The sequence below is a fragment of the Streptomyces sp. NPDC047117 genome, assembly GCF_040643545.1.
Lineage (GTDB): Bacteria > Actinomycetota > Actinomycetes > Streptomycetales > Streptomycetaceae > Streptomyces.
Map to the genome: position 1 here is coordinate 148363 of NZ_JBEYUN010000011.1, position 23865 is coordinate 172227.

General features: G+C 72.7%; 21 protein-coding genes. 11 read left to right on the forward strand and 10 right to left on the reverse strand.

Annotated features, from left to right (window positions below; all coding sequences use genetic code 11):
• Window positions 1-21 precede the first annotated feature (21 nt).
• On the reverse strand, window positions 22-1614 hold the full coding sequence (gene mdlC / locus ABZ840_RS22430; protein WP_361561852.1) for a benzoylformate decarboxylase: 1593 nt from the start codon (window positions 1612-1614) through the stop codon (window positions 22-24).
• A gap of 125 nt (window positions 1615-1739) precedes the next feature.
• Between mdlC and ABZ840_RS22435 the strand changes: the two genes are divergently transcribed.
• From ABZ840_RS22435 to ABZ840_RS22445, 3 genes are all read left to right on the forward strand, one after another.
• Complete coding sequence (locus ABZ840_RS22435; RefSeq protein ID WP_361561853.1) at window positions 1740-2639, forward strand: LysR family transcriptional regulator; 900 nt, start codon at window positions 1740-1742, stop codon at window positions 2637-2639.
• 109 nt (window positions 2640-2748) lie between these two features.
• Entirely contained in the window at window positions 2749-4134 is a 1386-nt protein-coding gene (locus ABZ840_RS22440; RefSeq protein WP_361561854.1) for an MFS transporter, read from the forward strand.
• Window positions 4135-4186: 52 nt separating this feature from the next.
• The gene (locus ABZ840_RS22445; protein WP_361561855.1) at window positions 4187-5215 is read left to right on the forward strand and encodes an alpha/beta hydrolase; all 1029 of its coding nucleotides are present in this window, start codon (window positions 4187-4189) and stop codon (window positions 5213-5215) included.
• A gap of 29 nt (window positions 5216-5244) precedes the next feature.
• Here ABZ840_RS22445 and ABZ840_RS22450 read toward each other — a convergent pair whose 3' ends face one another.
• Window positions 5245-6705 carry an aldehyde dehydrogenase family protein gene (locus ABZ840_RS22450; protein WP_361561856.1) on the reverse strand — a complete coding sequence of 487 codons (1461 nt, stop codon included), beginning with the start codon at window positions 6703-6705 and terminating at the stop codon, window positions 5245-5247.
• A 279-nt stretch (window positions 6706-6984) separates the two neighbouring features.
• Here ABZ840_RS22450 and pstS point away from each other — a divergent pair, with 279 nt between their 5' ends.
• The 4 genes from pstS to ABZ840_RS22470 all read left to right on the forward strand — a co-directional run bounded on the left by pstS (window position 6985) and on the right by ABZ840_RS22470 (window position 12376).
• Complete coding sequence (gene pstS, locus ABZ840_RS22455; RefSeq protein WP_361561857.1) at window positions 6985-8142, forward strand: phosphate ABC transporter substrate-binding protein PstS; 1158 nt, start codon at window positions 6985-6987, stop codon at window positions 8140-8142.
• A 438-nt stretch (window positions 8143-8580) separates the two neighbouring features.
• Window positions 8581-10047, forward strand: coding sequence for an APC family permease (locus ABZ840_RS22460; protein WP_361561858.1), 1467 nt, complete (start codon window positions 8581-8583; stop codon window positions 10045-10047).
• 113 nt (window positions 10048-10160) lie between these two features.
• Window positions 10161-11510 (forward strand): S1 RNA-binding domain-containing protein, encoded by a 1350-nt coding sequence (locus ABZ840_RS22465; RefSeq protein WP_361561859.1) that lies wholly within the window; start codon window positions 10161-10163, stop codon window positions 11508-11510.
• 134 nt (window positions 11511-11644) lie between these two features.
• A complete protein-coding gene (locus ABZ840_RS22470) occupies window positions 11645-12376 on the forward strand; it encodes a TetR/AcrR family transcriptional regulator (RefSeq protein WP_361561860.1) in 732 nt (243 codons plus the stop codon).
• Between the two features lie 28 nt (window positions 12377-12404).
• On the opposite strand, the gene ABZ840_RS22475 is transcribed toward ABZ840_RS22470, so the two are convergent.
• Window positions 12405-12893 (reverse strand): hypothetical protein, encoded by a 489-nt coding sequence (locus tag ABZ840_RS22475; RefSeq protein ID WP_361561861.1) that lies wholly within the window; start codon window positions 12891-12893, stop codon window positions 12405-12407.
• A gap of 165 nt (window positions 12894-13058) precedes the next feature.
• On the opposite strand from ABZ840_RS22475, the gene ABZ840_RS22480 reads away from it, so the two are divergent.
• Window positions 13059-13979: an alpha/beta hydrolase fold domain-containing protein gene (locus tag ABZ840_RS22480; protein WP_361561862.1), complete on the forward strand. Its 921-nt coding sequence runs from the start codon at window positions 13059-13061 to the stop codon at window positions 13977-13979.
• Window positions 13980-13999: 20 nt separating this feature from the next.
• On the opposite strand, the gene ABZ840_RS22485 is transcribed toward ABZ840_RS22480, so the two are convergent.
• Together ABZ840_RS22485 and ABZ840_RS22490 are read right to left on the reverse strand one after the other, a co-directional pair.
• Window positions 14000-15121 (reverse strand): NADH:flavin oxidoreductase, encoded by a 1122-nt coding sequence (locus ABZ840_RS22485; RefSeq protein WP_361561863.1) that lies wholly within the window; start codon window positions 15119-15121, stop codon window positions 14000-14002.
• A 227-nt stretch (window positions 15122-15348) separates the two neighbouring features.
• Window positions 15349-15933, reverse strand: coding sequence for a nucleosidase (locus ABZ840_RS22490; RefSeq protein ID WP_361561864.1), 585 nt, complete (start codon window positions 15931-15933; stop codon window positions 15349-15351).
• A 163-nt stretch (window positions 15934-16096) separates the two neighbouring features.
• Here ABZ840_RS22490 and ABZ840_RS22495 point away from each other — a divergent pair, with 163 nt between their 5' ends.
• Complete coding sequence (locus ABZ840_RS22495; protein ID WP_361561865.1) at window positions 16097-17293, forward strand: ROK family transcriptional regulator; 1197 nt, start codon at window positions 16097-16099, stop codon at window positions 17291-17293.
• A gap of 31 nt (window positions 17294-17324) precedes the next feature.
• Here the strand turns inward: ABZ840_RS22495 and ABZ840_RS22500 are convergent, their stop codons facing one another.
• The 3 genes from ABZ840_RS22500 to ABZ840_RS22510 form a co-directional block, all read right to left on the reverse strand.
• Entirely contained in the window at window positions 17325-17813 is a 489-nt protein-coding gene (locus ABZ840_RS22500; protein ID WP_361561866.1) for a hypothetical protein, read from the reverse strand.
• Window positions 17800-19125, reverse strand: coding sequence for a DUF1479 domain-containing protein (locus tag ABZ840_RS22505; RefSeq protein WP_361561867.1), 1326 nt, complete (start codon window positions 19123-19125; stop codon window positions 17800-17802). The genes ABZ840_RS22500 and ABZ840_RS22505 overlap by 14 nt, the downstream gene beginning before the upstream one ends.
• A 142-nt stretch (window positions 19126-19267) precedes the next feature.
• Window positions 19268-19819, reverse strand: coding sequence for an XRE family transcriptional regulator (locus tag ABZ840_RS22510; protein ID WP_361561868.1), 552 nt, complete (start codon window positions 19817-19819; stop codon window positions 19268-19270).
• Window positions 19820-19940: 121 nt separating this feature from the next.
• Between ABZ840_RS22510 and ABZ840_RS22515 the strand changes: the two genes are divergently transcribed.
• Window positions 19941-21221 (forward strand): benzoate/H(+) symporter BenE family transporter, encoded by a 1281-nt coding sequence (locus ABZ840_RS22515; protein WP_361561869.1) that lies wholly within the window; start codon window positions 19941-19943, stop codon window positions 21219-21221.
• A 22-nt stretch (window positions 21222-21243) separates the two neighbouring features.
• Here ABZ840_RS22515 and ABZ840_RS22520 read toward each other — a convergent pair whose 3' ends face one another.
• On the reverse strand, window positions 21244-21843 hold the full coding sequence (locus tag ABZ840_RS22520; protein WP_361561870.1) for an XRE family transcriptional regulator: 600 nt from the start codon (window positions 21841-21843) through the stop codon (window positions 21244-21246).
• Between ABZ840_RS22520 and ABZ840_RS22525 the strand changes: the two genes are divergently transcribed.
• Entirely contained in the window at window positions 21842-22390 is a 549-nt protein-coding gene (locus tag ABZ840_RS22525) for an N-acetyltransferase family protein (protein WP_361561871.1), read from the forward strand. The genes ABZ840_RS22520 and ABZ840_RS22525 overlap by 2 nt on opposite strands.
• Here the strand turns inward: ABZ840_RS22525 and ABZ840_RS22530 are convergent.
• The gene (locus tag ABZ840_RS22530; RefSeq protein WP_361561872.1) at window positions 22368-23858 is read right to left on the reverse strand and encodes an MFS transporter; all 1491 of its coding nucleotides are present in this window, start codon (window positions 23856-23858) and stop codon (window positions 22368-22370) included. The genes ABZ840_RS22525 and ABZ840_RS22530 overlap by 23 nt on opposite strands.
• Window positions 23859-23865: the final 7 nt, after the last annotated feature.

Here is a 23865-nt window from a genome sequence, read left to right on the forward strand (position 1 = left end):
GTCCGCCCGAGGTGCCGGGGCTCACGGCTCGGTGAGTTCCGTCGCCACCTCGATCACCGCGGGCCGGCGGCTGCCGAGCGCGTCCTTGAGGGCGCGTACGAAGGCGTCGCCGGTCCGCACGGCGGTCGCGGCGACCCCGTAGCCCCCGGCGAGCTGGACGAAGTCGATGCCGGGCACGTCCATGCCCGGCGTTTCCCCGGAGTCCAGAACCTTGGAGAACCAGCGCAGCGCTCCGTACGTACCGTTGTTGAGGATCACGATGATGACCGGGATGCCGTACCGGGCCGCGGTCCACAGCGCCGTGATGCCGTAGTTCGCCGACCCGTCCCCGATCAGCCCGATCACCTGCCGGTCGGCGTGCGCGAGCTGCGCGCCGACGGCGGCCGGGAGCCCGAAGCCCAGGCCGCCGGAGGCGGGGAAGAAGTAGCTGCCCGGCCGGGAGAGGTCCATCTGGGCCCAGAAGGCGCCGGTGGTGGAGGTGGACTCCTTCACGTACACCGCGTCCTCGGGTGCGGTCCGGCGCAACAGCGCGAACAGCTCCTCCGGATGCAGCCGGTCGCCGGACGCGGCCGCGGGCGCGGGCCGGAAGTCCGGCAGCGGCGGCAGCGCCGGGCGCCGCCCGCCGGTCACCGCGCCGGCCAGCCGCGCCAGCGCGTCCCGCACCCCGCCCACCAGCGCCTCGCCCATCGGCGCCCGCGCGGCCTCGCCCGGGTCGCTGGTGAGCTGGATCAGCCGCGCGCCCTCGGGGAGGTACGTGCCGGGCGCGAACTGGTGGTACCGGAATACCGGAGCGCCGGCCACCAGGATCACGTCGTGCCCCGCCAGCGCTTCGCTCACGCCCCGCACGGCGGCCGGCAGCACGCCACGGAACGCGGGGTGCCGGGTGGGGAACGGACAGCGGGACGCCGAGGGCGCGATCCACACCGGCGCGCTCAGCTTCTCCGCCAGCCGCACGGCGTCGGCGTTGGCCTCCTCGGCGTCGACCTCGGGGCCCAGCACCAGCACCGGGTTCGCGGCCCCGCCCAGGGCCGCGACGAGCCCGTCGAGCTGCGCACCGCTCAGCGAACCGGCCGCGGCCGTCCGACGCACCGTCAGATGCCGCGCCTCTTCCGGCGCCTCGCGTGCCCAGTCGTCGTACGGCACCGACACGTACACCGGCCCCTTGGCCGGCAGGTTCGCCAGCTGGATCGCCTGGCTCAGCGCCCGCGGCACGTCCGCCGCGCAGGACGGCTCGCACGCCCACTTCACCAGCGGTTTCGGCAGCGCCGCCGCGTCCACGTTGGCCAGCATGACCTCCTGGCCGACCGTCGAGCGGACCTGCTGGCCCGCGGTGATCACCAGCGGGCTGTGCGCGTACACCGCGTTGGTGAGCATCCCCATCGCGTTGCCGGTACCGGCCGCCGCGTGCAGGTTCACGAACGCCGCACCGCCGCGGGCCTGCGCATACCCGTCGGCCATCGCGAGCACCGCGCCCTCGTGCAGCCCGAGGACGTAGCGGAAGTCCGCCGGCATCCCGGCGAGGAACGGCAGCTCGTTGGAGCCCGGATTGCCGAAGACCGTCGTCAGACCGTGCGCCCTCAACAGCTCGTACGACGCTTCGCTCACGGTGGCCATCGGCTCTCCCCTCCTGCGGCAGTGACCTGCCGAACGGTATGGAGGCCGCACCCCAAAGGTCCAATGACTGTCATCGATGTCCGCATGGACCGTGTCTATGGGGGCCGTGCCCTAGGGTCGGCGGCGTGACGGACCTGGACCTCAATCTCGTGAAAACCTTCGTGCTGCTCTACGAGACCCGGAGCGTCACGCGGACGGCGGAGGCCCTGTTCCTCACCCAGCCCTCCGCGAGCCACGCCCTGCGGCGGCTGCGGCGGCACTTCGGCGACGAGCTGTTCGTCCGCGCCACCGAAGGACTGCGGCCGACGGAGGCCGCGGAGCGGATGTACCCGCGGCTGCGCCAGGCGCTGGAGGTCATCACGGAGACGGTCTCCGACGAGGGCACCTTCGACCCGTCGACCTCGCGGCGCACCTTCCGGCTCAGCGCCACCGACCTCGGCGAACTGATCCTGCTCCCGGCCGTGCTCGCCGAGCTGGAGGCCCGCGCGCCGCACTGCCGCATCGAGGTCACCCCGCTGGACTCCGCCGCTGCCGCCGAGGAACTGCGCCGGGGCCGGGCCGACGCGGTGATCTGCACGCCCCGCATCGACGCGCCGGACATCCGCCGCGACCCGCTCTTCCAGGAGCGGTACGTCGGCCTCCGCGCCACGGACCACCCGCGGATCGGCGACCGGCCCGAGCTGGGGGAGTACCTGGCGGAGCGGCACATCGCCGTCGCCGCCGCGGCCGGCCACGTCGACGCCGACCAGGTGCTGGCCCGGCTCGGGCACCCGCGCGACATCGTGGCCCACGTACCGCACTTCGCCGTGCTGCCCGAACTGGTGGCACGTACCGGGTACTTGGCTGTCGTCCCGAGCCGGGCCGTACGCGCCTTCACCCGCGCAGCGCCGGTGCGAACCTTCACGCTGCCCTTCGACATCCCCACCGTCGAGGTCGCGCTCCACACGTACCGCAGGACGCTCCCCGCGCCGGCGGTGGAGTGGCTGCGCGCCACGGTCACCGGACTGCTCGCGTCCAGCCATTGACAGCCGCCGGGCGGGCCCTGACACTCATGCCACCCACCTGGTGAATCGGATTTCACCAGGCGAACAGAGCGTCGCATGAGTTGCACCCCCACAGACTTCAGGGACTTCCATGACTTCCTCCGGCATGCCGGACCGCCCGGCCGGCGACCGCCCGCCGCACACCTTCCGCACGGTCTTCCCGGTCCTGGCCCTGTGCTGGCTGGCGGTCTTCTTCGACGGGATGGACGTCAACATCTACGGCGCCGTCATGCCGCACATGCTCGACGACCCCGGCCTCGGCCTCACCCCGGCGAGCGCCGGCACGATCGGCAGCTGGACCGCCTTCGGCATGTTCTTCGGCGCGCTCGCCGCCGGCAACATCACCGACTGGCTCGGCCGCCGCGCCACCCTCGTCGCCAGCGTCCTGCTCTTCTCCCTCGGCTCCGCCGTCTGTGCCGTCGCCACCGGCCCGGACATCTTCGGCGCCGGCCGGTTCGTCGCGGGCCTCGGCCTCGGCGGCCTCACCCCGCTCGCCCTCGCGATGGTGCTGGAATTCGCGCCGCCCGGCCGCGCCGCGCTCACCACCGGCCTGCTGATGTCCTCGTACCACGCGGGCGGCATGGCGGCGACCGGTATCGGGCTCGGCCTCGCGCCCGCCGCCGGCTGGCGCGCCGTCTTCTGGGCCGGCGTCCTCCCCGCCGTCATCGCCGTGCCCCTGCTGCTGAAGTACCTCCCCGAATCGCCCGGCGTGCTCCTCGCGCGCGGTGACCGCACCCGCGCCGACGCCGTCGCCGACCGCTACGGCCTGCCCCGCCCCACCCCCGTCCAGGCGCCGGCCGCCGGCGCCAGGGGCCGACTGGCCGCCGTCCGCGCCCTGTTCGCCCCCGAGTCCCGCTGGGCCACCCTCCTGCTGTGGCTGGCCTCTTTCTGCGGGCTGCTCCTGGTGTACGGCGTGTCCACCTGGCTGCCCGAGATGATGCGCGCCTCCGGCTACGGCCTCAGCTCCTCCGTCACCTTCCTGATGGTCATCAACGGCGGCGGCATCGTCGGCATGTTCGTCGCGGGCCGCGCCGCCGACCGCTTCGGCGCCGTACGGATCTCCGCACTCTGGTTCGCCCTCACCGCGGCCGGTGCGCTGCTCCTCAAGTCCCAGCTGCCGCTCGGCGTCACCTACGCCGTCGTCGCCCTCACCGGCGTCTGGCTCTTCAGCGCCCAGGTCATGGTCTACGCCGTCACCGACACCGTCTACCGCGACAGCGAGCGCGCCGCCGGGCTCGGCATGGTCACCGGCGTCGGCCGGACGGGCGCCGCCTTCGGCCCCTGGCTCATCGGCGCCCTCGCCGCCACCGGCAGCCAGTCCTGGGGCTTCACCGCCTTCGCACTGGCCGGGCTGGCCGGCGCCGCGGCCATCGCCCTGGTCCCGCTCGCCCGACGCCACCGCGGAACCCCCGGAACCACGCCCCCCGACGGCACCACCCCGAAGGCCGCACGGCCGGCCGCCGCCCCCGAAGCCTGAGGCCGGCACCGGACCGGCAGCCCGACGCCCCGTCACCGGAAAGGAATGCACCGTGCTCCGACAGCTCGCGCTCCTCACGGCAGGGCTCGCCGTCCTGGCGGCCGCCGCCGGCCCGCCCGCAGCGGCGGCCGGCCCCGGCCGCCCCGTCCACGTCACCAAGGACCTGGCCTACGCGCCCGCCGAACCCGCCGGCACCCAGGGGCACCTGCTCGACCTCTACGTCCCCCGGACCGGCCGCCCGGCACCGCTGGTCGTCTTCACCCACGGCTCGGGCTGGCTCGCCGACAACGGCCGCGACGGCGCCGACCGGGTCGCCGCCCGGCTGAACCCGCACGGCTACGCCGTGGCCGGCGTCGCCGTCCGCGCCAGCTCCCAGGCCCGCTTCCCGGCCCAGCTCCACGACATCAAGGCGGCGATCCGCTGGCTGCGCGCGCACGCCGCCGAGTACCACCTGGACCCGGACCGCATCGCCGTCATGGGGGAGTCCTCCGGCGGCTGGGTCACGACGATGGCCGCCGTGACCGGCGACGTACCGGAGCTGGAGGGCGACGTGGGCATGACCGGGCCGTCCAGCGCGGTACAGGCGGCCGTACCGTTCTACGCGCCGAGCGACCTGCTGCAGATGGACGCGCACATGCTGGACGGCTGCGCGCCGTTCAACGAGGCATTCGGCCTGACCGCCTGTCACGCCGACCCGAAGTCCCCGGAATCCCTGCTGCTCGGCTGCCCGCTGCCCGAGTGCGCCCCCGAGAAGGCAGCCGCGGCCAATCCGCTCAGCTACGTGAGCGACCGGCGCCCCGTCCCGCCGTTCCTCATCCTCCACGGCCGGCAGGACACCTTCGTGCCGTACCATCAGTCCAGGCTGCTGTACGACGCGCTGGCGGCAGCGGGCGCCGAGGCCCGCTTCCTGACCTTCCCGCACGCCGCGCACGGCACGTACCTGGAAATGCTGAGCGCCCCGGCCACCCGCCGGGACGCCCGGGAGGAGAGCACGCGGGCGGGGCACCGTACGAAGCCCCGCCCGGCCACCCCGACCTGGGGCACGGTGGTGTCGTTCCTGGACCGGCACCTGCGGAGCTGAGCCCCGCGGATGCCGGCCGCCCCCCCCGCTCAGAACGGATAGTGCGCCTGCTGGGTCGCCACCGTGACCCAGCGGGTGCTGGAGAACGCCTCGATGCCCCAGCGGCCGCCGAACCGGCCGTACCCGGAGTCCTTGACGCCGCCGAACGGCGCCTGCGGCTCGTCGCCGACGGACTGGTCGTTGACATGCACGATGCCGGTACGGATGCGGCGCGCGACGGCCAGCCCGTGGGTCGCGTTCTCGGTGATCACACCGCAGGTCAGGCCATTATCGGTGTCGTTGGCGAGGTCGATGGCGGTCGCGTCGTCGGCGAACGTCTCGACCACGCAGACCGGCCCGAACGCCTCGCCGTAGTAGAGGTCCATGTCCTTGGTGACGCCGGTCAGCACGGTCGCCGGGTGCACCGCGCCGTCCGGCGCGCCGCCACCCGTCAGCACGGTCGCGCCCTTGTCCACCGCGTCCTTCACCAGCGCCGCGACCCGCTGCGCAGCGGTGGCGCGGACCAGCGGCCCGACGACCGTGCGCGGGTCGCGCGGGTCGCCCGTCGGCAGCTCGGCGACCTTCGCCGTGAACTTGCGGGTGAACTCCTCGGCCAGGCTCTCGTGCACCAGGATCCGGTCGCCGGACATGCAGATCTGCCCCGCGTTCATGAAGACGCCAAACGTGACCGCGTCGACCGCGTAGTCCACGTCCGCGTCGTCCAGCACGAGGATGGCGTTCTTGCCGCCCAGCTCCAGCACGGCGGGCTTGAGGTGGCGCGCCGCCTGGGTGCCGATGATGCGGCCGACGCCGGTCGAGCCGGTGAAGTTGACGGCCCGTACGCGCGCGTCGGCGATCAGCGCCTCGGCGACCTCGGCGGCGTCCTCGGGCGCGTTGGTGACCACGTTCAGCACGCCGTCCGGGAGCCCCGCCTCGCGCAGCACGTCGGCGACGAACAGCCCGCAGGCCAGTGGCGCGTCCTCGCTGGGCTTCACCACGACGGTGTTGCCGGCGGCGAGCGGCGCGGCGACGGCGCGCACGCCGAGGATCAACGGTGCGTTCCAGGGCGCGAACGCCGCGACGACGCCGAGCGGTTCGCGGATCGCCATGCCCAGCGCGCCGGTGTCCTGGGAACTGAGCACCTCACCGCGCGGCGCGGTGATCGCGGCGGCGGCCTCGCGCAGCACGTTGGCCGCGAGCGCGACGTTGAAGTGCGCCCAGGGAGCCGTCCCGCCGACCTCCAGCGCCATCAGCTCCGCGGCCTGCTCCCCCTTGGCGTCGAGCAGGTCGGCGGCCTTGAGGAAGATGGCGCGGCGGGCGAACGGGGCGAGCGCGGCCCACTCGGGGAAGGCGGCGTCCGCGGCGTCCACGGCCCGCGTGATGTCCTCGGGCCCGCCGGCGGCGACGGTGGCGTACACCTCGCCGGTGAAGGGGCTGATGTCCTCGGCGGTGCGTCCGGAGGCGGCGGGCACGTCCTTGCCGCCGATGAACAGTTCACGCGTGGTGGCCATGGGGTCAATGATCCTTTGTCGCGGACGGGAGGCGGAAGCGGGGGAGGGCCAAGGGAAGAAGGCCACCCCGAGCGATCACGTGTTCGTATAGTGAACTGTTGTTCACTTATACCGGAAATGCTGCTTCCGGCCCCCGCGAATGTCAAGATCCGGGCACGGCCTCTTCAGGGAGCATGGCGTGCGGGTGAAGCCTTCGCCACCCGTCGGGCGCCGGCGTCGCGCCGGGGTACAGAGATCCCGTGCGTGCCCCCGTGCCGAAACCCTGAGGAGTGGTCGACCGTGACCGCACAGCGACACCGGGGCCTGCGCCCCCTGGCCGCCGGAGTGGTGGCGCTTTCGGGCGTACTCGCCCTCACCTCCTGCGGCTCGGACGACCCGCCGGAGTCCGGCGGGTCCTCCGCGTCCGGGAAGGCGACCGCCTCCGGCTCCCGTACCGCGTCGCCCGGGGGCGGGGTGAGGTGCGGCAAGAAGGCGACGGTGAAGGCCTCCGGCTCGACCGCGCAGCACAACGCGATGCGGTCCTGGACCAAGAGCTACCAGAAGGCGTGCCGGGGAACACGGATCGACTACGAGGACACCGGCTCGGGCGCCGGGCAGACGGACTTCCTGAAGGGCCGCACCGCCTTCGCGGGCTCGGACGCCGCGCTGCGGCCCGCACAGGTGGCCAGCTCGAAGAAGGTGTGCAAGGACGGCCGCGCCGTCCACCTGCCGATGCTCGGCGGCCCCATCGCGGTCGGGTACAACCTGCCGGGCGTCGACAAGCTCGTCCTGGACGCCGGCACTCTCGCCCGGATCTTCGACGGGCGGATCACGAAGTGGAACGACTCGGCGATCGCCCGGCTGAACCCGAAGGCAGACCTGCCCGCCACCGCCATCAAGACGGTGCACCGCTCCGGGGAGTCCGGCACGACCGACAACTTCACCGCCTATCTGCATGCCGCGGCGCCGAGTGCCTGGCCCCACCCGCCGGGCCAGCGGTGGCCGGCCGAGGGCGGCACCGCCGCCGGGGGGTCGTCGGAGCTGGCCGACGAGGTCGAGCAGACCCGCGGCGCCATCGGGTACGTCGAGCTCGCCTACGCGATCCAGCGGTCCCTCCCCACCGCGGCGATCGACACCGGGGCCGCCGCGCCGGTCGAAGCCACCGTCGTCAACGCCTCCAAGGCGCTCGCCGGTGCGCGGACCAAGGGGGCCCAGGGTGACCTGGTCCTCCGTCTCGACCACACGACCAAGGCCGCCGGCGCCTACCCGATCGCGATGGTCACGTACGAGATCGTCTGCGACAAGGGCAACAAGGCGGCGACGTGGCCGGCCACCAAGGCGTTCCTCACCTACACCGCCGGCCTGGAGGGCCAGCGGGAGCTCTCCTTCCAGGGCTATGCCACCCTCCCCGCCAAGATCATGAAGGAGGTCCGCTCCAAGCTGAGCGACATCTCCTGACGCACGCCCCCACCATGACCGCGCCGTCCGGACGGCGCGGTCATGGCCATGCGTGGGGAACGTCCCTGACCAGGGAAAATGATCGAGGCGGCCGCTCTGCGGTTCCCGTAGTGCTGCGCCGGTGCGCGAGACAGGGCTGGTGAGGAGCGGCTATCTCCTGTGTATCCCAGGAGTTTTTGTCGATTCAACCAACCATTCAAAGGCTCCCGCGCGGTTCCGGTGCGGACGACTCAAGCGTCAGCCGCTGTCGCGATGTGTGGAAAGCGTATCCATAGAAGCGATTGGCGACGAATTCCGTAGGCAATCAAGCCTTGACGCTCCGGATCCAGTCGGGCTTCCATGTGCGCCGGGAGCACAGCGAAGCACGACACAGCCGTCCACGGAGGCGATACCGCTCCCGCACAGCACCTTGCCGCACCAGTCGATCGGAACCGCTCCATGACCGACACCCTCAGCCAGCCACCCGCGGACGCCACCGCCGCCCCCGACGCTCCCGGCGTCGACGCGCACCCCGCCGACGGTCCCGCCCCCGACGGCGCGCGTACCCTCAAGCGCTCGATCGGCGTCGTCGGTGGCACCCTGCTGACGCTGTCCTGCGTCACGCCCGCCTCCACGCTCTTCGTCGTGGTGCCGGACCTCTTCGCCGACCTGGGCACCGCCACGGCCCTGACCATCGCGATCGGCTCCGTGCTCTGCATCGCGGTGGCCTTCTGCTACTCGGAGCTGGGCACCCTGATCCCGAGCGCCGGCGGCGAGTACGCCATGGTCTCGACGCTGACCGGGCGGCTGGCGGGCTGGCTGGTGTTCGTCCTGTCGCTGCTGGTCGTGATGATCGTGCCACCGGTGATCGCCATGGGCACCGCCGACTACCTCGCCCCCGTGGTGCACGTCCCCGCACCCGTCGCCGGTGCCGCCGTGATGCTCCTGGCCACCCTCGCCGGCCTGCTGGACCTGCGCGCCAACGCCTGGATCACCGGCATCTTCCTGGTCCTGGAGGTCATCGCCGCGGGAGTCGTCGCCGTACTCGGCTTCGCGCACACCGAGCGCGGCGGCTCCGCGCTCCTGCACGGCGCGGTCGCAGGCCCCGGCGGCGTCCCCGGCCCGGTCACCGGCCTGCTCGTCGTCTCCGGGCTGGCCATCGCCCTCTTCGTCACCCAGGGCTTCTCCACCGCGGTCTACCTCTCCGAGGAGCTGGAGGAACCGCGCCGCAACGTCGCCCGTACCGTGCTGGCCACGCTGGCGATCTCCGCCGCCGTCATCCTCGTACCGGTCATCGCCATCACCCTCGGCGCCCCGAGCCTCCAGGCACTGACCTCCGGCGACATCAGCACCATGGTCATCGCGTGGAGCAACTCGGCCGTCGGCACCTTCGTCAGCCTCTGTGTCGCCCTGGCCATCATCAACGCCGGGATTGTCATGGTCATCCAGAACTCCCGGGTGCTGTTCGCCTCGGCCCGTGACAAGGCCTGGCCCCAGCCGGTCAACAACGCGCTGTCCAAGCTCGGCCGCTTCGGTTCCCCGTGGGTCGCGACCCTGGTCGTCGGCATCCCCGGCGCCGTGCTCTGCTTCGTCGACCTCGACACCCTCTACGGCGTCACCGGCGTCTCCGTCACGGGCATGTACCTGCTCGTCGCGATCGCGGCGCTGGCGTCCCGGCGCGGCGCGCACAAGAAGACGGCCGCGTGGCGGATGCCGCTGTGGCCGGCGGTGCCGCTGCTGCTGATCGTGGTCCTGGTCTACATCCTCACGCAGCAGGAGACGCAGTACCTGCTGTGGACCGGCGGCATCATGGCCGTCGCCACCCTGTACTGGGCCTGCTACCTCCGCCCCCGGCAGGCAACCCACTGGCTGGTGACGCTCCCGGAGGACACGCACGCGGACGAGTCCGCCGCCGGGGAGAACTGACGATCACCGTGTCCACCGTGCGCCCCTGAAAAGACGTCAGGCGCGAGTATTCCCGTGAAGGTAAAGCAGCATTACTTTGTTGTTCACGGTTACTGCGCCAAGGGGGACGCACGGTGGACAAAATCAAGATCGAGAGAACGGACCGCCCCGACGACAACATCGTGTTCTTCGCGATGCCTTACGGCCGCAAGTCGGCCGCCGGCGGCCCGGAACGGGACTACGACGACCTGTACGACAACGCCTACGCCGCGGCGGTCCGCGATCTCGATCTCACCCCGTGCCGTGCGGACAGCATCTTCGGTACGAGCCAGGGCGTGCTGGAGTCGGCCTGGCGGGGAATCCAGCAGGCGGGCGTCGTCGTCATCGACTTCTCGACCCGCTCGGCCGACGTGGCACTGGAATTCGGCTGGGCGATGTGCCTGCACAAGCGGATGATCGTCCTCGCCCAGGACATCGAGCGGGACGTGCCCACGGACGTGACGGGGCTGCTGCGGCCCATTCAGTACTCGTTCGACGGCACCGGAATTCCGCGGATGATGCAGGACCTCAAGGCGCACATCCGGCAGGCGCTGGCGGAGCCGGTCGGCACGGAGATGACCCTCAAGCCGCTGGAGGGGCACGCCGAACAGGACCGTGCCGAAGTGCTCATCGCGGACCGTGACCACGTCATCGTCAAGGGCGCCCGCACCGGCCGGATCGCCGAAATGCACAAGCAGGACGTCGACTATCTGCGGGACGTACCCCTGGACATGGCGAAGCGGTATCCGGTCGGGCGCGAGGTCTCCGGCACATTCGTCACCGAGGCGGACGGCCGGCCGCGCTTCTCCCAGCGGGTGAACCAGCGCAATCCCTGGCCGGATCTGCAGAATTCCTATCCGAAGGGAAATGTGTTCGTCGGGCGCGTGGTGGACATCAAACCGGCCGGTGCCTATATCGCGGTCGCGCACGGCGTGAACGGGCTGCTGCCCGGTGCCCAGACCCGCGCCGCCGATCTCCAACTGGGCATGGAAGTCGAAGCGGTGGTCACCGGCGTCGACGCCGACCGCCAGCGCATTCACCTCGCGCTCTCGCGACAGCCCGCACCGGCCGCCGGCCGGCCCGCCGCCGACACCTACCCGCGCCACGGCGACCGGCAGACCGGAACCGTGACCCGGGTCGTTCCCGAACAGCCCGGCGGGGGCGGCGGCTACATCCTGATGACGCTCCAGGACTGGCCGAACCTTCCGCTCGCCGCATTCCTGCACTGCTCCCGTATGACGCCGGAATTGCGTACGCGGATGAATTCCCGGCTGCTCGCCGAGGGGGACACGCTCCCGGTCGAGGTGATCCAGGTGCATCCCTCGCGCAAGAACCCGCCGTTCCACGAGGTGAAGGTGCGGGATCTGGCCGAAGTGCCGGACGTCGTGGCCGATGATCCCGCGGCCGACGACGGCGACCTCGACGGCGTCCCCGCGGCGACGTGACGGAATTCCACCGGTACTAGCCCTTGGGGTGGGGCGGATGGCGATCCCGCGCCCACCCCGCCCGCGCGCGACCGCATATCGTCGACCCCGAGACGCCCTTCGAGGAGACCCGAGGCAGAGGAAGGCACGGCCCGTTGCGCACCCCCACCCGACGCGACCGACTTCGCGCGCAGATGTCCGAGGACGTACGGGCCGTCGCACGCGAGATCATCACCAAGGACGGGGTGGAGGCCCTCTCGCTCGCCGAGATCGCCCGCCGCGTCGGCGTCACCCCCGCCGCGCTGTACCGGCACTTCGACGACCTGGCCGACATCGTCCGGCACACAGCCCGCGACATCGTCACCGAGCTGACGCGTGAACTGCGGGCCGCGGTGGACGCCGAGGAACAGACCGACTACGCGGCCCGGATGATCGCCCCGTCCCGGGTGTTCCGGCGGTGGTCCCTTGCCCACCGCCAGGAATTCAGCCTGCTGTTCGGCACGCCGACGACGGCCGCAGGCGACGCGCACGGCGACCTGACCAGCGAGTGGGTACGGGAACTCGCCGGTGTGTGGGGGCAGGTGTTCATGCAGTTCTGGGCCGCCCGCCCCTACCCGATCCTCGCCGACGGCGAACTCGCCCCGGAGCTGCGGCGGCAGATGGCGGCCTACCGCGCCGCCACCGGCGTCGACATGCCGCTGGGCGCCCTGGTGGTGATGCTCTCCTGCTGGCGGTCGATCTACGGCCAGGTGGCACTGGAGGTGTTCGACCACTTCGCGCCCCTCGTACCGGGCGGTCAGGAGCCGATGTTCGAGCTGCTGATGCAGGAATTGATGGCCAGGATGGGCCTGGCCGCCGACTACCGGCCGCCCGCCCCGGAGGCGTGACCCCGGCCGCGACCGGACGCCGCGGGCCTCAGCCCTTGCGCGCCGCGCCGGCCGGCCAGACGACGTCCACCGCGATCCCGCGGGCCCGGGCCTCCTGCACCACATCGGCGGTCCCGCCGCCCTTGCCGGCGGGCGGCTCGCCGTTCCACACGGCCACCAGCCGGTCCGCCCGGTCCAGTACGGCCGCGTTCGCCGCCTCGTACGCGGCGCGGCCCGCCGTCTCGTACGGCATCACGCACACCTCACCGGCCGCCGCCAGCAGCCGGTCGAAATCCGGGGCGTGGGCGGGGGACACCGCGGCCTGCCGGTAGTCACGGGAGGGCAGCACGACGACGAGCCGCCCGCCGGCCCTCAGCACCTCATCGGCGAAGAGCGAGTCCGCCCCCTCCGCGATACAGGACACCCCGACCAGCCCGTCCCCGCCGTGCCGCAGGAGCAGCGCGCGCAGCCCCTCCCGCACCGGCCCGGCGCTCGCCTCGGTGAGATCCATATGCCCTGTCACGGAAAGCGTCGTCACACCCACCACCAGCCCTTCTGTCCGAGCCCGACGCTATCGCGCGCGGGAAGGGCCGGTCGCCGCGACCCGTGCCGGTCCGTTTCCGATCCGCATCGCGTGGAACGCGTGTGTGCACAGGGACGTGCAATGAACTGCGAGGAAAGCGTGGAGAGGGAGGTGGGCGCCGTGCCCAGCTTGAGCAGCCGGGCCCTGCTGCTCGTCGCGTCGGCGTTGGGGCACAAGATGGGGTACCGCGACCTGGACGAGGTCCGGCGGAAGGTCGAGAAGCAGCAGCGACGGCCCGCCGCCTTCGGGCCGCCCAGGCGGCTGGACCGGCACTGCCGGGTGACCGCCCATTTCCGGTACGGCTGGCCTTGCTACGACGTCGCCCCGCGGGACGGCGCCGCACGCGTACAGGTTCTGTACCTGCACGGCGGCGCCTACATCGAGGAGATCGGCGACAATCACTGGCACCTGATCGAGCAGTTGGTGACCGAAGGGGCGGCCCGGGTGACCGTCGCGGTCCACCCGCTGGCGCCGCGCGGTACCGCCTCGGCCGTCGTCCCCGACCTGACCGCACTGGCGGGCCGGCTCACCGCCGACGGCTCGCTGCCCACCGTCTTCATGGGCGACTCGGCCGGCGGCGGGCTGGCCGTGACGCTGGCGCAGCGGCTGCGGGACACCGGCGGCACCCTGCCGGACGAGCTGGTGCTGATCTCACCCTGGCTGGACGTCGTGATGGACTCCCCGGGCATCGCGGACCTGCAACCGCACGACCCGATGCTGGGCGTGGAGGCGCTGCGCTACTGCGGCTCGCTCTGGGCCGGCGAACTGGGCCTCGCGCACCCCTGGGTGAGCCCGCTACGGGGGAGCCGGGCCGGGCTGCCTCGTACGACGGTCTTCGCCGGTACCCGCGACATCCTCACCGCCGACGCCCGCCGCTTCCGCGACCTGGCGACGGCCGAGGGCGTCGAGGTGGACTACGCCGAGGCGGCGGGCCAGATCCACGTCTATCCGCTGTGGCCCACCGCCGAGGGCCACCAGGCCCGCCGCCACCTGTTGGCGTCCCTGCCGGCGCCCGCCGGATCGCCGCTCGTGAGGCGGTGATCCGGCAGGCGGACGGGACGTCAGCTGAGCGTGTGCAGCATCGAAGCGTCGAACGGGACGAGTTCGCCGGTGCGGCCCTCGAAGATCTTGGCGGCCCACTCCGGGTCGCCGAGCAGCGCCCGGCCGACGGCGATGAGGTCGAACTCGTCGCGCTCCATGCGGTCCAGCAGCCGCTCGATGCCGGCGACACCGGCCTGCTTGCCCTGGAACGCCTGGATGAACTCGTTGTCGAGGCCGACGGATCCGACGCTGACCGTCGGCAGGCCGGAGAGCTTCTTCACCCAGCCCGCGAGGTTGAGGTCGGAGTCCTCGAACTCCGGCAGCCAGTAGCGGCGCGTCGAGGCGTGGAAGGAGCTCACGCCGGCCGCGGTGAGCGGCGCGAGGACGGCGTCCAGCTCCTCCGGGGTCTCGGCGAGCCGCGCCTGGTAGTTGTTCATCTTCCACTGCGACATCCGGAAGAGGATCGGGAAGTCCGCCGAGACGGCCGCCCGGCAGGCCGCGACGATCTCGGCCGCGAAGCGGGTGCGCGCCACCGCGTCGCCGCCGTAGGCGTCGGTGCGCTGGTTGGTCTGCGCCCACAGGAACTGGTCGATGAGGTAACCGTGCGCGCCGTGCAGCTCGATCCCGTCGAAGCCGATGCGCTCGGCCTCGGCGGCGGCCTTGGCGAACGCCGCGATGACGTCGTCCAGGTCCTGCAGCGTCATGGCGTGCCCGGCCGGCGTGCCGTCGATGGCGAGACCCGAGGGGCCGGACGGCGGGGCGTCCGGGAAGGGCGGCGCGCCAGCTTCCCTGGCCATGCCCACGTGCCACAGCTGCGGCATGATCGTGCCGCCCGCCGCGTGCACCTCCGCCACGACGCGCTGCCAGCCGTCGAGCGCGTCGTCGCCGTGGAAGCGGGGGACCTTGCCGCTGGTACCGGCGGCCGGGTGGTCGACGTACGTGCCCTCGGTGATGATCAGGCCGACGCCGCCGGCGGCCCGGCGTGCGTAGTAGTCCGCGACATCGGCGCCGGGCACGCCGCCGGGGGAGAACTCACGGGTCATCGGCGCCATGGCGATGCGGTTGGGCACGGTGAGCCCGCCCAGGGAGAAGGGGCGGGAGAGTACCTGCGCCGCACGGGCGGTGGTGTCGCTGGATGTCACGTGGTTCTCCTCGGTCGGAAAGCGGTGCGAACGCCGCGGACGGGCGGACGTTCCGCTGTTCCGAACACCACGAAACGGAGCCACCATCCGTTTTCGGGTGTAGCCTTCGTCACAGTCGAAGCCGCAGGCGAGGCTGCGGTCGACGCCCGCAGACGAAGCTCGCAGGTGAAGCCCGCAGTCTCGGGCGACGGCCGGCCGCCGTGGTGCCACGGAAGTCCGCGGGTGCCTCAGGCCTGTACGGGCACGTTCGCCGTGACCCAGGCCGCCAGCTCGCGGGCGCAGGCCGTCAGCGTCTCCTGCCAGGTGCGGTCGGCGCCGTCCCCCGCCTCGTCGCTGACGTGCTTGACGAGCCGTACCGGCACGCCCGCCTCCTGCGCGACGTGCGCCAGCGCGTACCCCTCCATGTCCACCAGCGCGGCCCGGGCCGCCAGCCGGTCGCGGGCCGCGTCGTCGGCGATGAAGGAGTCCCCGGTGGCCAGCACGGGTCCGCCGAGGTCGGCCAGGTCCAGCGGCGCACCGGTGACCTCGCCGGTCAGCGTGGCCAGCAGCTCGCTGTCCAGGTCGTGTTGGATCACGGAGCTGATGACATGGGTGCCGCGCAGGCCGGGGCGGAGCGCGCCCGCGGTGCCGAGGTTGACGATGCCCGAGGGGTGGGTGCCGCGCGCCAGTACGGTGGCGAGCGCGGTCGCCGCGTTGACCTTCCCCATGCCGGTGAGCAGAACCGGGTGATCGGCCCCGAGGAACTGCGCCTCTTCCTTGAGGGCGAGGACGAGCAGGGGGCGGTCGGCGGCTATCTCACCTATGAGTTCCATGCCGCCACGGTAACCGCAGCTGTCACACGGCCCGGCGGTGGGGCGGCGGGCCCTTGGGGCGCCGGGGACCGCGGGGCCGCCCCAGGTCAGGCGCACGCCCTCGGCGACGCGCTGCCGATAGGCTGAGCGGCGGCAGCATCGACGCGCGGCGGACGAGGGTGGCATGACATACCGCAGAGGGTTCGGCGGGCTCGGCCGCGCCGCACTGCCGAGCATGACGCTGCTGCGCGAACTCACCGACCGGATCGTCCTGGACACGGTGTTCGAGCGGGCGCCCATCACACGCGCCGAGATCGCTCAGACGACCGGCATCTCCAAGCCGACCGTCTCCGAGGCGGTGCGCCGCCTGGAGGGCGCGGGCCTGCTGCTGCCGGCCGGCGCCCAGACGGGCCGGCAGGGCCGGGTCGGTACGTACTACAAGGTGGCCGCCGACGCCGGCTTCGTCCTCGCCGTCGCGCTGAACTCCACCGAGGTACGGCTGACCGCCGCCGACCTCTTCGGCACGCCCTTCCACGAGACCGCGGCGCCACCGGCCGGATCGGGCCGGCCCGAGGACGCGGCCGAGCAGCTGCGCACGATGGTGCGCGAGGCGCTGGCCCACGGTGGCGACGCCCGCGGCCCGCTGCTCGCGGTGGGGCTCTCCCTCGCGAACCCGGTCGACCCGGAGACCTCCGCGGTGGTCGCACTGCCGGAAACGCCGCATCCCGCGGGCCTGTTCCGGCCCCGGTCGGCGCTGGCCGGCGTCACCGACGCGCCGCTGCTGGTCGAGAACGACATCAACCTCGCGGCCCTGGCGGAGCGTTGGCACGGTGCGGCACGGGAGGCCGCCAGTTGTGCGTACGTCCACATCGGCGCCGGGATGGGCATGGGGCTGGTGATCGGGGACGAGCTGGTGCGCGGGGCGCGCGGCATGGCCGGCGAGATCGGCTACCTCGGCGGCAGCCCCGATCGTGCCGGTGATCGCCACGGCTTCGCCCGCGCGGTCGCCGAGGGCTTCGCCACCGTCGGGGAGCCGGGGCTCGGTGGTGCGGCGGCCGTCGAGGCGGCCCGCACGATCCTGGACCGGGCGGCCGGGGGCGACGCGGCGGCGCAGGCAGTGGTGGCCCGCGAGGGCCGCACCATCGGCGAGGCCGTCGCCGCCGTCTGCGCGGTCGTCGACCCCGAGCTGGTCCTCCTCGGCGGCCCCATCGGCGGCCACCCCGCGCTCCTCGAACCGGTCCGCGACACCGTCACCGACCTCGCCCCCCTGCCCCCGCACGTCCGCACCGGCACCCTCGCCGAACACGCCTCCCTCCAGGGCGCCCTCACGCAAGCGATCCACCGCGCCCGCACCGACCTCTGGTCCCGGGCGAACAGCTGACCGCGGCCCACGACTGCACGGAGCGGCGCTCCTACCGCTTGGGAAAGGGGAGGAGCAGCCGCTCCCACTCCTCCGCCGCGCGGAGCACCGCCGCCCGGTCCGTCGCGACCTCGATCCCGTACCGGTACACCTCCAGGTCCTCGTCGTCCCGCCGCCACGGCGGCACGGCCGTCAGTGACAGGTGGACCCGCAGGAGGCCCTTGCCGTCCCGCCACCGGACCTGGCTGAAGGCGAGGTCCGGTTCGAGGAAGGCCAGTCCCGGTTCGAGGTCGCCGTCCGGGTCCGGCACCAGGTCCGTGTCCGCGACCCGGCCTGCGGCCACCGCACGCAGCCAGCCGGACAGCTCCCGGGCCTCGTCCGTCAGCAGGCACGGATCGGTGAAGGACCACGCGCCTTCGGGTGTCGTCACCTCGGCTGCCACGACGAGCCAGTTGTCGTCGAAGGTGTCGCCGGAGTCCCCCGGGAACTGGTAGCGCAGGGGCCGCAGCGCGATGCGGCTCGCGCCGTCAGTGAGCAGCACTGTCGAGCGCCAGTCCGCGGCGGCCCGTCGCGTTGAGCCGGTCCGGGGTGAAGCGGCCGTGCCAGGTGCGTTCGTAGTGTTCCTCGGGGAAGTCGGCGGGGCTGGAGCCGGTGCGGAAGGCCTGCCGGACCTCGGCCGCGTACCGCTCGTTGCGGGGGCACCACGGGGCGGCGGGGATGTACATGACGTTGCCCCAGCCCTGCTGGGCGGTGACCGGGGCGACGCTGTGGATCATGTCGCAGTGCCACCACACGGAGTCGCCGGCCCGGACGTCCGGGATGCCGGTGAGGGCCTCCATCAGCAACGGGTGCCACTTCTCCGTCGCGGGGAACACCTGGTTGGTGGTGACCCCGCACATGTCGTCCGCCGGCACGTCCGGCAGCAGCGGACGCAGCATCAGGTACGCCATCGCCTCCGGGATCGGGACGGTGTGCAGCACGCCCTGATCGTGGTCCATGTCCGACAGGGCGGTCCAGCCCTGGAACGTACGGAACGCCGAACACATCGTGGAGCCGGGGTACTGCGGACCGGCGGTACGGTGCGCGGCGTCCCACGGGTCGTACTCCTCGACGCTGCCGTCGAAGAGGTGGCGGAAGGCCTGCTGGTACGCCCGGGTCATCCACAGGTCGAGGGTCCCGGGATCGCAGTGGGTACCGAGCCCGGCGGAGTCGGTGCCCGGCGGACGGCGCCGGATGCGGTCGGGGTACAGCGCGTCGCGGTCCGGCTCGAACCACCGCACGCCCTCGGACTCGTGCTTCCAGAGGGAGTTGAGGAAGGTCTGCACGCGGGCCATGCGGTCGCTCTGCCGGGCCTCCATCTGCGCCTGCGACCAGTAGATCGGGTAGATCTCGGGCTTGGAGCCGACACTGCCGAAGAAATCGTCACCGGGGCCGGTGTAGTGCGCGAAGAACTCGTTCCGCTCGACGTAGTCGACGATGCCGGCGTCCCAGGCCAGGGCCTGGTCGCGGTCGAAGTGACCCCGTACGACCAGGCAGCCGCGCTCCTTGAGCCGGGCGAGCCGGTCGGCGGACACGGTGCCGTTCGCGATGTCGGCGTACTCGATGACCGGCCACACCTGTTCACCGCGCTCCTTCGCGGCCTTGATCTCGGCCACCCGGGCGGCGACCCGGTGCTCCACGGCGGCGAAGACCTCCTCGACGCCGCGGCCGGAGGCCTCGATGCGGGCGCGCAGGGCCGGCTTGAGGCGGCGGATCGCCGCGGGGAGGTCGTCGGGGACCGTCTCCCAGTGGGGCAGGCCGGGCAGTTCTCGGTCCCGCTCGCCGGAGGGCGCGGTGCTCACGTCGTCGGTCACGGTCGGGCTCCTTTGACAGGACTCTTCTTTGGTAAGGACTCCTTACTGAATATCCGCGCAGCAACGTAACCCCGGGGCGAGCTTTGGGCAACCCTCCTTACTGAAGGAGGTCCAGGGGGTGCGTGATGCGGGGGGAGTGGCGTCAGCGGGGCGGTGTCGCCCGCGGGTAGCGGACGAAGAGGATGCCGTGCACGTCGCCGTCCGGGGCGCTGTAGAGGTGCGGGGTGTCGGCGCGCCAGTGCGCGTACTCGCCCGGGCCCGCCGTCTGCGGTTCCGCCGGATCGCCCACCACGGCCGTACCGGTCAGCACCATCAGGCTCTCCGAGGTGTCCGCGATGTGCGCCGCCGACTCCTGGACGCTGCCGGCGGCGATCCGGATGCGGAAGATGTCGGTGACGGCCGGGGGCTCCTCGAAGCGTTCGACGAGCACCGCGGTGACCGCACTGCCCGAGACGCCCTCGGTCCGCGCCTCGAAGGCGTGCCGCGGAGGGTCGCCGAGGACGGCGCTCAGCGGACTGTTGAGTGCGGTGGTCAGCGCGTACAGGGTCTCCAGCGTGGGGTTGCGCTGCCCGGCCTCCAGCTCCGAGAGCGTGCCCTTGCCGACGCCGGAGCGGCGGGCAAGTTCGGACAGGGACAGCCGCTGCTGCTGCCGGAGCTCCCGTAGCCGGCGCCCCACCTCATCGTTCAGGCCCATACCGTGCGCGTCCGCTCCTCTTCGTGCTCGCTCGCCCTCGTCGGGAGGTCGTTGACGGCCGACCAGCCTACTCTCTACTGTTCCGTAAACAGAACGTTCCGTAAACAGAACCCTGGAAACCATGTCCCTGATGGCTCGAATACGCGCCGCCGCCCCGCCCTCCGCGGTCGTCGCCGGACTGATCGCCGTGCTGGTGGGCGTCACCAGTTCGGCCGCCCTCGTCTTCACCGCGGCCAAGGCGGCCGGCGCCGACTCCCGCGAGATCTCCTCCTGGATGCTCGCCCTCGGTGTGGGTCTGGCCTGCACCTGCATCGGCCTGTCCGTGCGCTACCGGGCGCCCGTGGTGACCGCCTGGTCGACGCCGGGCGCCGCCCTGCTGACCACCGGCCTCAGCGGAGTCTCCATGGCGCAGGCCGTCGGCGCGTTCCTCTTCTCCGCGCTGCTCATCCTCGTCAGCGGGGTGACCGGCTGGTTCGCGCGCGCCATGAACCGCATCCCCGTACCGCTGGCCGCCGCGCTCCTGGCCGGAGTCCTCTTCCAGTTCGGCACCGGCCTCTTCACCACCATGCACACGAGCTTCGCCGTGGCCTTCCCGATGTTCCTGGCGTACCTGCTGGGCCGCCGGCTGCTGCCGCGCTACGCCGTACTGCTCGCCCTCGCGGCGGGCGTCGTCGCCACGGTGTTCACCGGCGGCTGGCACACCGACCGGGTACGGCTCTCCGTCGCCACGCCCGTGTTCGTGGCCCCGGAGTTCGACTGGAAGGTCCTGGTCAGCGTCGGCGTCCCGCTGTTCGTGGTGACCATGGCCTCGCAGAACCTGCCCGGCGTCGCGGTCCTCCGGGGCGCGGGCTACGACGTACCGGTGTCGCCGCTCATGACGTGGACCGGCACCGCGAACTTCCTGCTGGCACCGTTCGGCGCGTACGGCCTCAATCTCGCGGCGATCACCGCCGCCATCTGCACGAGCGAGGAGGCCCACCCCGACCGCCGAAGGCGCTATGTCGCCGGTGTCTGGGCCGGCATCTTCTACCTCTGCGTCGGCCTCCTCGGCGCCACGGTGGCGTCCCTGCTCGCCGCGATGCCGCACGCGCTGGTGCTCGGCATCGCCGGCATCGGCCTGCTCGGCACCGTGACCAGCTCGCTGACCACCGCCGTCTCCGACCCCGGCGCACGGGAAGCGGCCGTGGTCACCTTCCTCGCCACCGCTTCCGGAGTGACCCTGCTGGGCATCGGCTCGGCCTTCTGGGGCCTGCTCGCGGGGGTCCTGACCAGCGTGCTCCTCTCCGCGGGCGGCAAGCGCCGGGAGCAGCGGGACGCGACGCCGGAGGAGGGCCGGGAGGACGACGGCGGGGCCGCTCGGGCGGAAGCGGCCGCGGAGACCGTGCCGCCCGCCGCCCGCTGAGCGGGCGCGGAACGGCGTCGCCTCAGGGCGCCTCGGACCGTACGCGGATCACCGCGTACCGGCACTCCTCCGCGCTGTCGTTGACGAAGGCGCAGGCGGCCGGAGCGCCGAGTTCGAGCCGCTGCCCGGCTTCCAGCGCGTGCACCGCGTCGCCCTCGTGGAAGGTCAGCCGGCCGTCCAGCACCCAGACGATCTGCCGTACGAAGGCGAAGGTCTCGGCCGGGTACGGGATGCGCGCGCCGGCGGGCAGCCGGACCTCCGCGATGTCCGCCGGGAACCGCGGCCCGGAGATCTGGCGCCGGCTGTACCCGGTCGCCGGGTCGCGCCACTCGGCCATGGCGCCGGTGCTCGCCCCGGCGCTGTCGTCCGGCCCGTCCGCCGGGTGCTCCGCCGTGCCCTCGGCCAGGGCCATCAGCGCGGACACGCTGATCCGGAAGGCGCCGGACAGCTTGCCGAGGACGACGGCCGTCGGGCTGCTCTCGCCGCGCTCGATCCGGTTGATCATCGCCCGTGAGACGCCCGAGGCCTCGGCAAGCTGGGCCAGGGTCCACCGGCGCCGCTCCCGCTCGTCACGGACCCGCGCTCCGATGCGCGCCACCAGGGGATCTACCATATTGGACATGGATCCAATATATGAGAACGGAGTGGCCGTAGCGGAGGCGGGAGCGGCGCCGGACGCGGTACGGGTCCGCGCGGCCCGGCCCGACGACCTGGCGGCCGTGCTCGCCATCCGCAACGACGCCGTCGCGACGTCGACCGCGCTGTGGACCGAGACGCTCCAGACGCCCGCCGAGGGCGCCGCCTGGTTCGCCGCGTACCTGGAGACGGACGCCGCGTTCGTCGCAGAGTACGCGGGCGAGGTCGTGGGATTCGGGGTCTACTGCCCCTGGCGGCCTCTGGAGGGCTTCCGGCACTCGGCGGAGAACTCCGTCTACGTCCGCGGGGACCGGCACGGCCTGGGCATCGGGACCGAGCTGCTGACCGTTCTCATCGACGAAGCGCGACAGGCCGGTTACCACGTCATGATCGCCGACATCGAGGCCGGCAACACCGCCTCGATCCGTCTCCACGAGCGCTTCGGCTTCGAGACCGTCGGCACGGTGCGCGAGGTCGGCACCAAGTTCGGTCGCTGGCTGGACCTGACGATCATGCGCCTGCCGCTGCACTGAGGCCCCGCGCCCGGCCGCGCCGCAGGCGCCCCAGCGCGGCGACGGCGAGGCAGCCGCTGATCGCGGCGATGGCCAGCCCGGTGTGGTGCAGGCCGCCGTCGGTGGAGTGGGTGCCGATCAGCAGGGCGAGCATCGCGGCGGCCAGGTTGGCGCCGACGTACTGCGCCGTGCGGTACAGCCCGCCCGCGGCACCGGCCTGGGCGGCGGGCGCGGCCTCGTACACGGCGTTCTGGTTGGCCATCGAGTTGTAGCCGTTGGGGATGCCGAGCACCAGGCACAGCAGGACCAGCAGCCAGACCGGGGAGGCGTGCGTGGGCAGCGTCAGCAGCAGCCCGCCCACCGCGAGCACCGCCGAACCGATGAGCAGCAGCGGGCCGGGCCCGCGCCGCTTCTGCACCCGCGTGGCGGTGAGCGTGGAGACGATGCCCATCAGCGCCAGCGGCAGCATGACCAGGCCGGCCCCGGAGGCGCCCAGGTCCCGGGACTCCTCCAGCCACTGCGGAAGGCCGTAGAAGATGCCGTAGTACGCGGTGTAGGTGGCGATCGTCCGTACGTAGGTGAAGGACAGGTCGCGGTTCGAGAGCAGCCGCAGGTCCAGGAACGGCACCGGCGCCCGCAGCGAGCGCCACACGGTGCACAGTCCGGCGGCCACCGCACCGCCCAGCGCCCACCAGAGCGGTGTCTGCGCGAGGGACAGCAGCCAGTACATGAGCAGGCCCATGGCGGCCACGAAGAGCAGCATGCCGGGCAGGTCCAGCTCGGCCAGGGTCCGCCGCAGCGCGCTCGACTCGCGTTTCGGGTCGGCGGGGGCCCACAGCAGGATGGCGGTGGCGCCGATCGCCGTGAGCGGCACGTTGGCCCAGAAGATGCCGGACCAGCCGAAGCCGCCCACCAGCACGCCGCCCAGTGTCGGGCCGAGCGCGACCATGACCTGGGAGCAGACCGTCAGCGCCGCCAGCGCGTTGTGCGAATCGGCCCGCATCCGGTCGGCGGCGCGGCGGACCATCGCGAGCCCGCACGGGTACTGCGCCGCGGTGCCGATGCCGATGACGACGCGGCAGGCCACCAGTACGCCGACGGACGGCGCGAAGGGCGCGGCGATCGAGGCGAGCGCGACCAGCGCGAGCCCGGCGAGGGACACCTTGCGCGGCCCGAGGGTGTCGGCCAGCCGGCCCGCGGCGGGGGCGGCCACGGCGGTGGCGAGGTAGAGCCCGGAGACCAGCCACGCGGTGGCGGGACCGGCGCCGAAGTGCGCCTGGATGCCGACCAGCGCCACGGCGATCATCGAGGAGTTCAGCGGCTGGAGGATCGTGCCGAAGGCGATGGGGCCGACCATGCGCTGCGGCAGCTGCGGCCGCACCTCGGGTGCGGCGCTGTCGCCGTCCCGGGCAGGCTGGTCTTCAGCAGTGCTGGCTATCTCTTCGCCCGGCGTACGGGGCGCGGGGGAGTTCTCACAAGAGGGGGGCACCGGAGCG

What these genes read in the sequence shown, in the direction of transcription:
- mdlC (WP_361561852.1), bottom strand. Translation starts at nt 1,614, where the DNA reads ATGGCCACCGTGAGCGAAGCGTCGTACGAGCTGTTGAGGGCGCACGGT.
- ABZ840_RS22440 (WP_361561854.1), top strand. Translation starts at nt 2,749, where the DNA reads ATGACTTCCTCCGGCATGCCGGACCGCCCGGCCGGCGACCGCCCGCCG.
- ABZ840_RS22450 (WP_361561856.1), bottom strand. Translation starts at nt 6,705, where the DNA reads ATGGCCACCACGCGTGAACTGTTCATCGGCGGCAAGGACGTGCCCGCC.
- ABZ840_RS22460 (WP_361561858.1), top strand. Translation starts at nt 8,581, where the DNA reads ATGACCGACACCCTCAGCCAGCCACCCGCGGACGCCACCGCCGCCCCC.
- ABZ840_RS22490 (WP_361561864.1), bottom strand. Translation starts at nt 15,933, where the DNA reads ATGGAACTCATAGGTGAGATAGCCGCCGACCGCCCCCTGCTCGTCCTC.
- ABZ840_RS22495 (WP_361561865.1), top strand. Translation starts at nt 16,097, where the DNA reads ATGACATACCGCAGAGGGTTCGGCGGGCTCGGCCGCGCCGCACTGCCG.
- ABZ840_RS22510 (WP_361561868.1), bottom strand. Translation starts at nt 19,819, where the DNA reads ATGGGCCTGAACGATGAGGTGGGGCGCCGGCTACGGGAGCTCCGGCAG.
- ABZ840_RS22515 (WP_361561869.1), top strand. Translation starts at nt 19,941, where the DNA reads ATGTCCCTGATGGCTCGAATACGCGCCGCCGCCCCGCCCTCCGCGGTC.
- ABZ840_RS22525 (WP_361561871.1), top strand. Translation starts at nt 21,842, where the DNA reads ATGGATCCAATATATGAGAACGGAGTGGCCGTAGCGGAGGCGGGAGCG.
- ABZ840_RS22520 (WP_361561870.1), bottom strand. Translation starts at nt 21,843, where the DNA reads ATGTCCAATATGGTAGATCCCCTGGTGGCGCGCATCGGAGCGCGGGTC.